A 13,144-nucleotide genomic window follows, 5' to 3' on the forward strand; every position below is an offset into this window, starting at 1 on the left:
CTCAGTCCACCCCTCCCAAATAAGCTTCGAGTACGGCCGGATCTTTCTGAACCTCCTCGGGCAGTCCATGTGCGATACGCGTGCCGAACTCCATGACAACGACGCGGTCTGCCAGGTTCATGACGAAATCCATGTCGTGCTCGACCAGCAGCACGCTCATGCCCTCCGCTTTCAGTTTGCGCAGCAACTCCGCCAGCCGCTGCGTCTCCAGGTACCGCAGGCCTGCGGCGGGCTCGTCGAGCAGCAACAGCGCCGGGTCGCCGGCCAGCGCCCGCGCGATTTCGAGCACCCGCTGCTGGCCCAGCGCGAGGCTCCCCGCCTCTTCGTAGAGATGGGGCTCGAGGCCGACACGGCGAATCTGCCGAGCGGCCTCGGCCATCAGGCGATTCTCTTCCGAGCGGTTGAGCCGCGCGATACTGCGCCACACGCCTGCGTGGCCCCGCAAGTGCGCACCGAGCGCGACGTTCTCGAGCACCGTCATTCCGGGCAGCAGCTTGACGTGCTGGAACGTCCGGGCGATCCCGCGTCTGGCGATTTCACGTGAGCCGAGCCGGTCGATCCGTTCGCCGGCGAAATGGATCGCGCCGCCGGTAAGCTGCAGCACGCCGGTCACGAGGTTGAACGTCGTCGATTTGCCTGCCCCGTTGGGTCCGATCAACGCGACGATCTCGCCAGCCTCCACGCTGAAGCTGACATCGTTGACGGCAACGAGCCCGCCGAAGGCCTTTCTCGCTCGCTCGACGGCCAGCAACGGCGCGCCCGCCCGCGCTTTTGTGCGATGCGGCAAATTCTCCGCCGTTTCGGGCACCTGCGCCGCGGGACCACGTGGAAAGAGCCGAGCCACAAAGGGCCATACGCCCTCGCGCGCATATTGCAGCAGCACAACCATGACGATGCCGAAGACGATCGTCTCGAAATTGCCGCTTTGGCCCAGCAACGCGGGCAACAGCGTTTGGAGGTAATCCTGAACCACGGTCAGAACAGCCGCACCCAGAATCGCGCCCCACACGTGCGAGACACCGCCCACGACCGCCATGAACAAATACTCGATGCCGTGATTGAGGCCGAATGGCGTCGGGTTCACGGCCCGCTGCAGATGGGCGTAGAGAAAGCCCGAAATGGCCGCGAGCACGGCCGAATAGACGAAGATGACGACGCGCAGCCACGCCGTATGAACACCCATCGCCTCGGCCATGACACCGGCGCCGCGCAGCGCGCGAATGGCACGCCCAGGCCGGCTGTCGAGAAGGTTCTGAACCGAGAGCACGGCCAAGAGCACGACGAGCCAGATCAGATAGTAGACGCTGCGTCCCGAAGCGAGCGCGAAGCCGAACACGGACAACGGTGGAATACCGTTGATGCCGTCGTATTTCCCGAGCCAGTCGACATTGCCGAACAGGTAGTAAAGAGACAGCCCCCAGGCGATCGTGCCGAGCGGCAGGAAATGCCCCGACAAGCGCATCGTGACGGCACCGATCACGAGCGCGACCACGACCGTGAGCGCGATGCCGACGAGAAGCGCGAGCCACGGCGAGACTGCGAATTGCGTCGTCAGATAGGCACTCGCATAGGCCCCTACGCCGACAAACGCAGCCTGGCCGAAGCTCGTCATGCCGCCGATACCCGTCAGCAGCACGAGCCCGATTGCGACGATCGAATAAAGGCCGATGTAGTTCGCAAGGGTGATCCAGTATTCGGGCACGCGCAGCGCGCCTGGCAGCACCGGCAGCAGGAAGATGACGACGAGGAAAAGCCGGAACGGCGTGACGACGGAGAAAAAGCGTTTCATGTGCTCACTCCGCTTCTTCTTCGACGTGGCCGCTCGTGAGGCTGCGCCAGAGCAGGACGGGAATGATCAGCGTAAAGACGATCACTTCCTTGTAGGCGCTCGCCCAGAACGACGAATACGATTCGAGCAGACCGACGAGCAGCGAGCCCGCCGCGGCGAGCGGATAGCTGACGAGGCCGCCGACGATCGCGCCAACGAAGCCCTTGAGGCCGATCAAGAACCCCGAGTCGTAATAGATCGTCGTAATCGGCGCCACGAGCACGCCGGACAGCACGCCCAGCCCGGCCGCCAGCGTGAAGGCGAGCCGCCCCGCCTGCGCCGTCCCGATGCCGACGAGCCGGGCGCCGAGGCGGTTGATCGACGTCGCGCGCAACGCCTTGCCCGAGATCGACCGGCCGAAATAAACATACAGCGCGACGATCAGCGCGAGGGCTGTGAGAACGACCCAGATGCTTTGCCCTGTGACCGACAGGCTCCCCACGGCGAACGTCGCATCGGAAAACGGCGCGGTGCGCGAGCCCTCGGCGCCGAACATGAGAAGCCCGAGCCCCACCATCGCGAAATGGACGGCCACCGCGACGATCAGCAGCAGCAACGTCGAAGCTTCCGCAATCGGCTCATAGGCGAGCCGATAAACGAGCGGCCCCATGGGCACGACGATCAGCAGCGTCAATGCGATCTGCGCGATCATCGGCAATGCCATCGTGCTCGCCTTGGTGCTCAGCAGATAGACCGCAGCCGGCAACAGCAAATAGCGCCCCGCGCCGAGTGCGATCGTGCGCGAAAGCTGCCGCCGCCGTTCGGCATGGCGTATGACGCCCAACATCTCGACGACGAAACAGGCGGCGCCCAGCGCAAGCAACAGCCTCGACGTGGGCGGCACCTTGTTCGACTGCAGCATCGCCAGCGTCAACGCGCCATACGAGACGAATTCGCCTTGCGGAATGAAGATGACGCGCGTCACCGAAAAGACGAGCACGAGCGCCAGCGCGAGCAGTGCGTAAACGGCGCCTGTGGTGATCCCGTCCTGCGCCAGGATTGCGGCGATCGATAAATCCATGCTTCGTTGTTGTCCTAATGCATGGCGCGGCCCGCGCTGCGCGCACGGCCGGCCCGGGAGACGATATACAGCACGCAGAAAAACGGTGAGACGATCGAAGCGCCCCGCGACCGCGAAAATGCGCGAGTGGCAAGGACGCGCATGCGAACGCACCCTGCCCGCCGTGGCACCTCGTCAACGGCGCATTACTCGCCGACGACCTTCCATTTGCCGTCGAGGATCTGCACCATCACGCGGGCGCGCTTGTCGAAACCGTTGTGGTCGGTCGGCGTGACGTTCATGACCCCATGCGAGACGCTCAAGTCCTTGAGCCCTTCGAGCGCCGCGCGCAGCGCCGTGCGGAACGCCTCCGTGCCGGGTTGCGCCTGTTTGAGCGCCACCGGAATGGCTTTTTGCAGCATCTGGCCGGCGTCCCATGCATGTCCGCCGAACGTGACGACGGAGTCCTTGCCGTACTTCGCCTCATAGGCGTTCTTGTAGGCAAGTGCCGAGCGCTTGACCGGGTTGCTGTCGGCAAGCTGATCGGCGACGAGAATCGGGCCGGCCGGCAGTACTTCGCCGTTGCAGTCCTTGCCGCACAGGCGCAGGAAATCGTTGTTGGCCACGCCGTGCGTCTGATAGACGGCGCCGGCATAGCCGCGTGCCTTCAGCTCCTTGGCCGGCAGCGCGGCAGGCGTGCCGGAGCCCGCGATGAGCACCGCATCGGGCCGCGCGCTGATCGTCTTGAGCACCTGTCCCGTCACAGAGGTGTCGTTGCGCGCGTAGCGCTCGTCGCCGACGAGCTTGATGCCGTGCTCTTGCGCCGCCTTCGTAAAGGCTTTGTGCCAGCTCTCGCCATACGCGTCGGTGAAGCCGATGAAGCCGACTGTTTTCACGCCGTGCGCCTGCATGTACGCCGCGATGGCATCCGCCATGAGGCTATCGTTTTGCGGCGTCTTGAACGCCCATTGGCGGCGCGCGTCCACCGGCTGCACGATGTCGGCCGAGGCGGCGAGCGAGATCATCGGCGTCTTCGCCTGCGACACGATGTCGAGCATCGCCATCGAGTTGGGCGTGATCGTGGAGCCGACGATCACGTCGACATGATCTTCATCGATGAGCTTGTGCGTGTCCTGCACTGCTTTCGTGGAATCGGTTGCGTCGTCGAGCACGATGTACTCCACGCTCTTGCCGCCGATTTCCTTCGGCAGCAGATCGATGGTCTTTTTCTCGGGAATGCCGAGCGACGCCGCGGGACCCGTCAGCGAAAGCACCACACCGACCTTGACCTGCGCCTGTGCCGCGCTTGCGATACCGACCAATGCCGCGACGACCCCGCTCGCCACCCAATGCCTCATTGTCATCTCCAATCTCCAGACGCTTTGCGCAAGCGCACTTGCGGCCGGCCAGACAGGCCGGCATTCGAAACGAATTGAATCGAAAAAAAGAATCGTATCGCGCCGCGATCGAATCGCGCTCGAATCATGCACCAATGATCGGATAAAAAAACGACAGAGCCGGCGCGCAGTGGATTGCGCCTGCGCAAAGCAGGCAAGGAAGTACAGCGCGAATGCAGCCGCGCACATCACCGGTGCACGCAGCGCATGCGGCACGGAACGACTGCACGGAAAACGTATGCGCGAAACGCACATGGGCACGCATGCGGAAAATTGGACGCGCAAATAAAAAGCGCTGTTGGATCCTATCCAACAGCGCTTTCGTCCGGGCACTGAGTGCCTCGCTTGTCTCCTCGTTCTCCACCTGCAAATTCGGTGCATCAGAACTGGAACGAAGATTAAACGTCCGCGTCTGCTGCGACAACCTAGCACTTTCCCTAGTGGTGCAAGCTCGCACGCAATTAGCGCATCTACGCGCGCAATGTTCGCACGCGCGCGATGACCTCGCCGACGATGCCTCGCCTGAATGCGAGCACACAGACGATGAAGATGAAGCCGACCACGATCGTCGTCGATTCGCCAAGCGTCGAGAACCAGTCGATGCCTGTGAGCGACGCGAGTGCCGTACCGATATCGCCGAGCCGGTCCTCGAGAATCACGATCAGCGCGGCGCCGAGCACGGGCCCGAAAAGCGTGCCCATGCCGCCCACGAGCGTCATCAGCACGACGAGCCCCGACATCGTCCAATGCGCGTCGCTGAGCGTCTCGAACCCGAGCACGAGCACCTTCAACGCGCCGGCGAATCCCGCGAACCCGGCCGACAACACGAACGCGAGCAGCTTGAAGCGATCGGTGTCGTAACCGAGCGAGATCGCACGCGGCTCGTTCTCGCGCACGGCGGTCATCACTTGCCCGAACGGCGAATGCACGATGCGCACGATGAGCAGGAACGCAAGCACGATCGCCACGAGCACGACGTAGTACAGCGTGATGTCGGGCGACAGATCGATCAAGCCGAACAGCCGGCCGCGAGCCACGCCCTGCAGGCCATCCTCGCCGTGCGTGAATGGCGCCTGCAGATAAATGAAGTAGACCATCTGCGCGAACGCCAGCGTGACCATCGCGAAATAGATGCCCTGCCTGCGGATTGCGAACAGGCCGACGACGAGGCCGAGCAGCGTTGCGGCAGCCGTGCCCGCCAGCACGCCGACGAGCGGCGAAAAGCCGAGCGACTGAATCGCATAACCCGCCACGTAGCCGGCTGTCGCGAGAAACATCGCGTGTCCGAAGGAAAGCAGCCCCGTGTAGCCGATCAAGAGGTTGAATGCCGCGGCGAAGAGCGCGAAGCAGAGCACCTTCATGACGAAGACGGGGTAGACGCCCACCCACGGTGCGACGAGCAGGCCCGCGAAGAGCAAGCCGTAAAGCGCCTTCCTTTGCATTACCGCTCCTTGCCGAAAAGGCCTGCCGGACGCACGAGCAGCACGAGCGCCATGATGACGAACACGACGGTGGCCGAGGCCTCCGGATAGAACACGCGCGTCAAACCTTCGATCACGCCGAGCCCGAGGCCCGTCAGAATCGAGCCCATGATCGAGCCCATTCCGCCGATCACGACCACCGCGAACACCGTGATGATCATCGACTGGCCCATCAGCGGCGACACCTGGATGACGGGCGCCGCCAACACGCCCGCGAACGCGGCGAGCGCCACGCCGAAACCGTAGGTCAGCGTGATCATGAGCGGCACGTTGACGCCGAAGGCTTCGACGATCTTCGGGTTTTCGGTGCCCGCGCGCAGATAGGCGCCGATGCGCGTCTTCTCGATGACGAACCAGGTCGCGAAGCAGACGACGAGCGATGCGACGACGACCCACGCGCGGTAATTCGGCAGATACATGAAGCCGAGATTCGTTGCGCCCGCAAGCAGATCGGGCACATCGTAGGGCTGGCCCGATACGCCGTAGATCGACCGAAACACGCCTTCGATCACGAGCGTGAGCCCGAACGTCAGCAACAGGCCATAGAGATGATCGAGCCGGTAGAGCCAGCGCAGCATCGAGCGCTCGATGACGATGCCGAACGCACCCACTGCGAGCGGTGCCAGTACGAGCATCGCCCAGTACGGCAGACCGAGGTAGTTGAGCCCGATCCAGGCGAGCATCGCCCCGAGCATAAACAACGCGCCGTGCGCGAAGTTGATCACGTTGAGCATGCCGAAGATCACGGCCAGCCCGAGGCTCAGGATCGCGTAGAACGACCCGTTGACGAGCCCGAGCAGGAGCTGGCTCAGCATCGCCGGCAACGGAATGCCAAAGATTTCCATTGAACCTGCCGTCAAGTTTGTGGGCCGGCGCCCGCGCAAAAACACGAGCGCCGGGTCCCATGCGAAGCGGGACCCGCAGGCGCGCCCTGCGCGAAAACCACTCACGCAAAGGTACGCATCACGTCACTTCCAGAGCGCGCAGCGCGTTTCCGCCTTGGTCGTGAAAGCCTGGTCGCCGGAAATCGTCGAAATGAGCTTGTAGTAATCCCAAGGCTTCTTGGATTCGCCGGGCGCCTTCACCTGATACAGATACATATCGTGGATCAGACTGCCGTCTTCCCGCAGCGTCCCCTTCGCGTAGAAGTCGTTGACGCCCTGCTTGCGGATCTGCGCCATGACCTTGTCCGCATCGGTCGAGCCCACCGCCTTCACCGCGTTCAGATACGTCATCGCCGACGAGTAATCCGCCGCCTGCAGGCTCGACGGCATCTTGCCCATCTTCGCGAAGTAGCGTTGCGCCCACTTGCGCGAGGCATCGCTCTGATCCCAGTACCAGCTGTCGGTCAGCAAGAGCCCTTGTGCCGTCGGCAGGCCCACGCTGTGCACGTCGTCGATGAACATCAGCAGTGCGGCGATCTTCATCGATTTCGTGATGCCGAACTCCTTCGCGGCCTTGATCGAGTTGACCGTATCGCCGCCCGCGTTCGCGAGGCCGAGGATCTGTGCTTTCGACGATTGGGCCTGCAGCAGGAACGACGAGAAATCGGACGCGGAAAGCGGGTGGCGCGCTTGTCCAAGCACCGTTCCGCCCGCCTTCCCGACCACATCCGAGGTGTTCTTCTCGAGCGATTTGCCGAATGCGTAATCGGCCGTCAAGAAGTACCAGGTCTTGCCGCCGTTCTTGACGACGGCCGAGCCGGTGCCCTTCGCGAGTGCCGTCGTATCGTAGGCATAGTGGATGGTATAGGGCGTGCACTGTTCGTTCGTCAGCGCATCGGTACCCGCACCGATCGAGATGAACACGCGCTTTTTGTCCTTCGCCACACCGTTCATCGAGAGCGCCGTCGCGGAGTTGGTCCCGCCGATCAGCAGATCGAGACCTTGCGTATCGATCCACTGGCGAGCCGTGGAAGCCGCGATGTCGGCCTTGTTCTGATGGTCCGCCGAGAGCACCTTGATCGGCTTGCCGTTCACCTTGCCGCCGAAATCTTCGACCGCCATTTGAATGGCTGTCAGGCCGCCCTTGCCGTCGATGTCCGCATACAGGCCCGACATGTCCGTAATGAAGCCGATGGTGACCGCATTTTCATCGGCCGCCGCGTGCTGCGCCGGCAGCGCCGCGGCAAAAGCCGCTCCGGCCAGAGCGGCGAGGCGCACCATGCGTGGGAGCAATTTCGCTTTCATTGGTATCTCCTTGTTGGCATTATGGTTGTGCGTGCAACTAATTTGCGAAACCGGCGCGTGCCGGCGCCGCATGACACGTCGTGTCCGCTCAAACGCCGAGCAGATCGTGCAGGACGGGCATTTTGCTTTCGAGCTCGGCGGCAACGAAACGCTCGACGATCCGGCCGTGCTCCATCACGTAAAAACGGTCGGCGAGCGGCGCCGCGAAACGGAAGTTCTGTTCCACCATGACGATCGTATAGCCGCGCGCCTTCAATGCGAGGATCATGCGCGCGAGCGTCTGCACGATCACGGGCGCGAGCCCTTCGGAAATCTCGTCGAGCAGCAGGAGATTCGCCCCTGTGCGCAGGATCCGCGCAACGGCGAGCATCTGCTGTTCGCCGCCCGACAGGCGCGTGCCCTGGCTCATGCGGCGTTCCTTCAAATTCGGAAACATCGCATAGATCTCGTCCAGCGACATCGCGTCGGACGACGCGCCCACCATCGGCGGCAGCAGCAGGTTCTCCTCGCACGAGAGGCTCGAGAAGATGCCGCGCTCCTCGGGGCAGTAGCCTACGCCGCAATGCGCGATCCTGTGCGTGGGCATGCCGATCGTCTCGCGATCGCCGATGCGCACGGAACCGGTTCGGCGGCTCGTGAGCCCCATGATGGCGCGCAGCGTCGTGGTGCGCCCGGCGCCGTTGCGGCCGAGCAGCGTGACGACCTCGCCGCGGTTCACGGTGAGATCGACGCCATGGAGAATATGAGACTCGCCATACCAGGCCTGCAGGCCGGCAATCGAGAGCGCCGGCACGCCTTGCGGTCGTTCCGCCACGGCCACGCCCTCCTCGATGTTGTCGCGCTCGGTGTGGCTCATCCGTGTGCCCCCGTCAGGGTCGCATCGGCACTGCCCATATAGGCCTGCATCACGAGCGGGTTCTTCGATACCTCTGCGTAGCTGCCTTCGGCGAGCACCTCGCCGCGCTGCAAGACGGTGATCGTGTCGGAGATGCCGGCAATCACGTTCATGTTGTGCTCGACCATCAGAATCGTGCGGCCCGCCGAGACCTTCTTGATCAGTGCCGTCACGCGATCGACATCTTCATGGCCCATGCCCTGCGTCGGTTCGTCGAGCAGCATCAGTTCGGGCTCCATGGCCAGCGTAGTCGCGATCTCGAGCGCACGCTTGCGGCCATACGAGAGTTCGACCGTGGGCGTGTCGGCAAAGTCGGTCAGGCCCACCTGTGCGAGCAGTTCGCGGGCCCGTTCGTCGAGCTGCCGCAGCGTGCGCTCGGAGCGCCAGAAATGATAAGCCGTGCCGAGCGTACGCTGCAGACCCACGCGAACGTTCTGCAAAACGGTCAAATGCGGAAAGACCGCCGAAATCTGGAACGAGCGGATAACGCCGCGCCGCGCGATCTGCGCCGGCCGCTCGCGCGTGATGTCGACGTTGTTGAATACGATCTGCCCCGCGCTCGGCTCGAGAAACTTCGTAAGCAGGTTGAAGCAGGTCGTCTTGCCCGCGCCGTTGGGGCCGATCAACGCATGGATGGAGCCGCGGCGCACACGCAGATTCACGCCGCTCACGGCGGTGAATCCTTTGAATTGCCTGGTCAGCCCGCGCGTTTCGAGAATCGTGTCGCCAAGAATCATGTCCCCTTCCGTGCGAAGTCAGGCGAAGCACTGCTGATTTACGCATGCGCCGCGTCGGCGCATCGCTCAGGAGGGGCTCGATGTCGTCACAACCCCGTCTTTTGGCATGGTGCATCATCGCGGGGAGGTCGGCCCCGCACCATGCGGCACCGCGCATTGTCTCGCCAATGATGCAGCGCATTCATTGGGATTTGCACTTAGGTTTGTTTACGTAATGGGGGCGCGTGCGACACCCGTCCGGAGCGTGTTGCGGCAGGTCCGCCGCAGCGCGAAGACGGGCATCGTCATACTGTGGGCACGGCGGCGATATCGGCGAGTGCGGGCGCCAAGTCGCCTCGCGCAAGTGCGCGGCGGTCGGCCCGGATCATGTCGCTTGCACGCTCGGCGATCATCAGCGTGGGCGAATTCGTGTTGCCCGAGGTGATCGTCGGCATGACGGATGCATCCACCACACGCAGCCCCGCCACGCCCAGCACGCGCAACCGCGAATCGACGACGGCGCCAGGATCGTCCGGCGTGCCCATGCGGCACGTACCGACAGGATGAAAGATGGTCGTGCCGACATCTCCGGCCGCCTTGATGAGTTCTTCCTCGGTCTGGAACTCGGGCCCCGGGAGAATTTCCTGCGGCGCATAGCAGGCAAGCGCCGACGACGCCACGATCCGCCGCGTGAGCCGCAACGCATTGGCGGCCACACGCCGGTCGTATTCGGTCGACAGGTAATTCGGCGCAATGCGCGGAGGCACCTTCGGGTCGGACGATTCGACGTGGATGCTGCCGCGCGAGGTCGGCCGCAACTGGCATGCCGACGCCGTAAACGCATTGAAGCGATGCAGCGGCTCGCCGAAACGATCGAGCGAGAGCGGCTGGACGTGATACTCGATGTCGGGGCGCGTGATCGATGCGTCGTCGGACGCGGACTTCGCGAACGCGCCCAGCTGCGAGGGCGACATCGACATCGGGCCGCTACGCGAAAACGCATATTGCGCGGCGATCCAGAGCTTGCCCCACCAGTGCGCCGAAAGCGTGTTGAGCGTGCGTACGCCGTTGACCCGATAGGCCATGCGCAGCTGAAGGTGATCCTGCAGATTCTCGCCCACGCCGCGCAAGTCGTGCCTCACGTCGATGCCGAGCCGCTGCAGCCGCGCGCCGTTGCCGATGCCCGATAGCTCGAGCAATTGCGGCGAGTTCACAGCCCCGGAGGCAACGAGCACCTCCACGCGCGCGCGCGCGACGAACGCGCGACCATCGCGCCGGTATGCAATGCCGGTGCAGCGCCGGCCCTCGAAGGTCAGCCGCTCGACGAGCGCATCGGTGACGATGGTCAGGTTCGGCCGCGCGAGCGCCGGCCGCAGGAATGCTTTCGACGCATTCCAGCGCACCCCGCGTTTCTGGTTGACTTCGAAGTAACCTACGCCGCCGTTGTCACCGCGATTGAAATCGTCGGTGGCGGGGATGCCTGCCTCCTGCGCGGCCGCGTGAAACGCCTCGAGCACCTTCCACTTGAGGCGCTGACGTTCGACGCGCCAGGGTCCGCCGGACCCGTGCCATTCGCTCGTGCCGCCATGATGATCCTCGCTGCGCTTGAAAACAGGCAGTACGGCATCCCACGACCAGCCCGGATCGCCCGTTACGCGCGCCCATTCGTCGTAGTCCTCGCGCTGCCCGCGCATGTAGATCATGCCGTTGATCGACGAGCAGCCGCCGAGCACGCGCCCGCGCGGATAGGACAACGCACGGCCGTTGAGCCCCTGCTCCGAAGCGGTGCGATACAGCCAGTCGGTGCGCGGGTTGCCGATGCAGTACAGATAGCCGACCGGCACGTGAATCCAGTGATAGTCGTCTTTTCCGCCCGCTTCGACGAGCAGAACGCTCACGTCGCGATCCTCGCTGAGACGGCTCGCGAGCACGCACCCGGCCGTGCCCGCCCCGACGATCACGTAATCGAACTTGCCGGCCTCGATCGCTGCATCGCTCATGACGCGTGTCTCCTCATTCCCGCACGCCGACGGGCGCGCCGCCAACTGCTGCCTCTTTGCTGGCTGTTGCTACATTCGGCGCTATTTCGCCACCGGCATCGTGAACTCCGCACCTTTGGCGATGCTGTCGGGCCAACGCTGCATGATGCTCTTGTAGCGCGTGTAAAAGCGCACCCCCTCTTCGCCGTAGGCATGGTGGTCGCCGAAAAGCGACTTTTTCCAGCCACCGAACGAGTGCCAGGCCATCGGCACCGGAATAGGCACGTTGATTCCGACCATGCCCACCTGAATCTGCCGGGAAAAGGCGCGCGCCACACCGCCATCGGTCGTGTAGCACGACACGCCGTTCGCGAACTCGTGCGCATTGATCAGTTCGACCGCACTCGCGAAATCGGGTACGCGTACAACCGCGAGCACCGGGCCGAAAATCTCTTCGCGGTAGATGCGCATATCGGTCTTCACGTGATCGAAGAGCGTGCCGCCGAGGAAGAATCCGCCGTCATGACCGGGTACTTTCAATCCGCGCCCGTCGACGACGAGCGTCGCGCCCTCGGCCACGCCCGCCTCGATATAGGAAGCGACCTTTTCGCGATGTGCCGCTGTCACGAGCGGCCCCATTTCGGCGTCGGATTCCATACCGTTCCTGATCTTGAGCGCCTTCACGCGCGGCACGAGCCGCTCGACGAGCTCGTCGGCGACATGCCCGACCGCCACCGCCACCGAGATCGCCATGCAGCGCTCGCCGGCCGACCCGTAAGCGGCGCCGATCAGCGCATCGACGGCCTGGTCGAGGTCGGCATCGGGCATGACGACGAGGTGGTTCTTCGCCCCGCCGAGCGCCTGCACGCGCTTGCCGCGCTTCGCGCTTTCGCTGTGGATGTACTCGGCGATCGGCGTGGAGCCGACGAACGACAGCGCAGCCACGTCGCGATGCTCGATCAGCGCATCGACGGCTTGCTTATCCCCGTGCACGACGTTGAACACGCCGTCGGGCAGCCCGGCTTCCTTGAGCAGTTCGGCGAGCCGCACGGAGGCCGAGGGATCGCGCTCGGACGGCTTCAGCACGAACGTATTGCCGCAGGCAATCGCGATCGGAAACATCCAGCACGGCACCATCATCGGAAAGTTGAACGGCGTGATGCCGGCCACCACGCCGAGCGGCTGCCGCAGGTTCCAGTTGTCGATGCCGCCGCCGATCTGATCGGTGAAGTCGCTCTTGAGCAGATTCGGAATGCCGCAGGCGAATTCGACCACTTCGATGCCGCGCATGACCTCGCCCTTCGCATCCGAGAACACCTTGCCGTGCTCGCGCGTGATGAGCTCGGCAAGCTCGGCATGGTGCTCGTCGAGCAGTTGCTTGAAGCGGAACATGACGCGGGCGCGCTTGAGCGGAGCCGTTTCCGCCCACGCCGGGAACGCAGCCTTCGCAGCCGCCACGGCCGCACCGACCTCGGCCTCGCTTGCGAGCGGCACGCGCGCGGCCACGGTGCCGAGCGCGGGATTGAAGACCTCGCCGAACCGTCCGCTCGTACCGCTCGCGCGCTCGCCGCCGATGAAATGGGTCAGCTCGCGCACGCGCGCGCCTTGATCTGCTTCGCTCATGAATGTCCTCGCTGGGTGATGGAATGCGCCGGCCCT

At 64.0% G+C, this 13,144-nt stretch carries 10 protein-coding genes; all 10 read right to left on the bottom strand.

Going from position 1 to position 13,144, the window contains the following annotated elements:
• Position 1: 1 nt before the first annotated feature.
• The gene (locus tag U0034_RS09975; RefSeq protein WP_085230003.1) at positions 2 to 1,789 is read right to left on the bottom strand and encodes a branched-chain amino acid ABC transporter ATP-binding protein/permease; all 1,788 of its coding nucleotides are present in this window, start codon (positions 1,787 to 1,789) and stop codon (positions 2 to 4) included.
• Positions 1,790 to 1,793: 4 nt separating this feature from the next.
• Complete coding sequence (locus U0034_RS09980; RefSeq protein WP_085230004.1) at positions 1,794 to 2,849, bottom strand: branched-chain amino acid ABC transporter permease; 1,056 nt, start codon at positions 2,847 to 2,849, stop codon at positions 1,794 to 1,796.
• A gap of 185 nt (positions 2,850 to 3,034) precedes the next feature.
• Entirely contained in the window at positions 3,035 to 4,192 is a 1,158-nt protein-coding gene (locus tag U0034_RS09985) for an ABC transporter substrate-binding protein (protein WP_085230037.1), read from the bottom strand.
• Positions 4,193 to 4,695: 503 nt separating this feature from the next.
• Complete coding sequence (locus U0034_RS09990; RefSeq protein WP_085230005.1) at positions 4,696 to 5,667, bottom strand: branched-chain amino acid ABC transporter permease; 972 nt, start codon at positions 5,665 to 5,667, stop codon at positions 4,696 to 4,698.
• Entirely contained in the window at positions 5,667 to 6,551 is an 885-nt protein-coding gene (locus U0034_RS09995) for a branched-chain amino acid ABC transporter permease (RefSeq protein ID WP_085230006.1), read from the bottom strand. Before U0034_RS09995 ends, U0034_RS09990 begins: the two co-directional genes overlap by 1 nt.
• A gap of 123 nt (positions 6,552 to 6,674) precedes the next feature.
• Positions 6,675 to 7,895 (bottom strand): ABC transporter substrate-binding protein, encoded by a 1,221-nt coding sequence (locus tag U0034_RS10000; RefSeq protein ID WP_085230007.1) that lies wholly within the window; start codon positions 7,893 to 7,895, stop codon positions 6,675 to 6,677.
• 88 nt (positions 7,896 to 7,983) lie between these two features.
• The gene (locus U0034_RS10005; protein WP_085230008.1) at positions 7,984 to 8,751 is read right to left on the bottom strand and encodes an ABC transporter ATP-binding protein; all 768 of its coding nucleotides are present in this window, start codon (positions 8,749 to 8,751) and stop codon (positions 7,984 to 7,986) included.
• Positions 8,748 to 9,527 (bottom strand): ABC transporter ATP-binding protein, encoded by a 780-nt coding sequence (locus U0034_RS10010; protein WP_085230009.1) that lies wholly within the window; start codon positions 9,525 to 9,527, stop codon positions 8,748 to 8,750. Before U0034_RS10010 ends, U0034_RS10005 begins: the two co-directional genes overlap by 4 nt.
• 284 nt (positions 9,528 to 9,811) lie before the next feature.
• Positions 9,812 to 11,506, bottom strand: coding sequence for a GMC family oxidoreductase (locus tag U0034_RS10015; RefSeq protein ID WP_085230010.1), 1,695 nt, complete (start codon positions 11,504 to 11,506; stop codon positions 9,812 to 9,814).
• Positions 11,507 to 11,587: 81 nt separating this feature from the next.
• Positions 11,588 to 13,108 (bottom strand): CoA-acylating methylmalonate-semialdehyde dehydrogenase, encoded by a 1,521-nt coding sequence (locus U0034_RS10020; protein WP_085230011.1) that lies wholly within the window; start codon positions 13,106 to 13,108, stop codon positions 11,588 to 11,590.
• Between the last annotated feature and the right edge of the window lie 36 nt (positions 13,109 to 13,144).

The organism is Trinickia caryophylli (genome assembly GCF_034424545.1).
Taxonomy (GTDB): Bacteria; Pseudomonadota; Gammaproteobacteria; order Burkholderiales; family Burkholderiaceae; genus Trinickia; species Trinickia caryophylli.

Bases quoted from the DNA above. Each gene is read 5' to 3' on its own strand.
- U0034_RS09975 (WP_085230003.1), bottom strand. From the start codon at position 1,789: ATGAAACGCTTTTTCTCCGTCGTCACGCCGTTCCGGCTTTTCCTCGTC.
- U0034_RS09980 (WP_085230004.1), bottom strand. From the start codon at position 2,849: ATGGATTTATCGATCGCCGCAATCCTGGCGCAGGACGGGATCACCACA.
- U0034_RS09985 (WP_085230037.1), bottom strand. From the start codon at position 4,192: ATGACAATGAGGCATTGGGTGGCGAGCGGGGTCGTCGCGGCATTGGTC.
- U0034_RS09990 (WP_085230005.1), bottom strand. From the start codon at position 5,667: ATGCAAAGGAAGGCGCTTTACGGCTTGCTCTTCGCGGGCCTGCTCGTC.
- U0034_RS09995 (WP_085230006.1), bottom strand. From the start codon at position 6,551: ATGGAAATCTTTGGCATTCCGTTGCCGGCGATGCTGAGCCAGCTCCTG.
- U0034_RS10000 (WP_085230007.1), bottom strand. From the start codon at position 7,895: ATGAAAGCGAAATTGCTCCCACGCATGGTGCGCCTCGCCGCTCTGGCC.
- U0034_RS10005 (WP_085230008.1), bottom strand. From the start codon at position 8,751: ATGAGCCACACCGAGCGCGACAACATCGAGGAGGGCGTGGCCGTGGCG.
- U0034_RS10010 (WP_085230009.1), bottom strand. From the start codon at position 9,527: ATGATTCTTGGCGACACGATTCTCGAAACGCGCGGGCTGACCAGGCAA.
- U0034_RS10015 (WP_085230010.1), bottom strand. From the start codon at position 11,506: ATGAGCGATGCAGCGATCGAGGCCGGCAAGTTCGATTACGTGATCGTC.
- U0034_RS10020 (WP_085230011.1), bottom strand. From the start codon at position 13,108: ATGAGCGAAGCAGATCAAGGCGCGCGCGTGCGCGAGCTGACCCATTTC.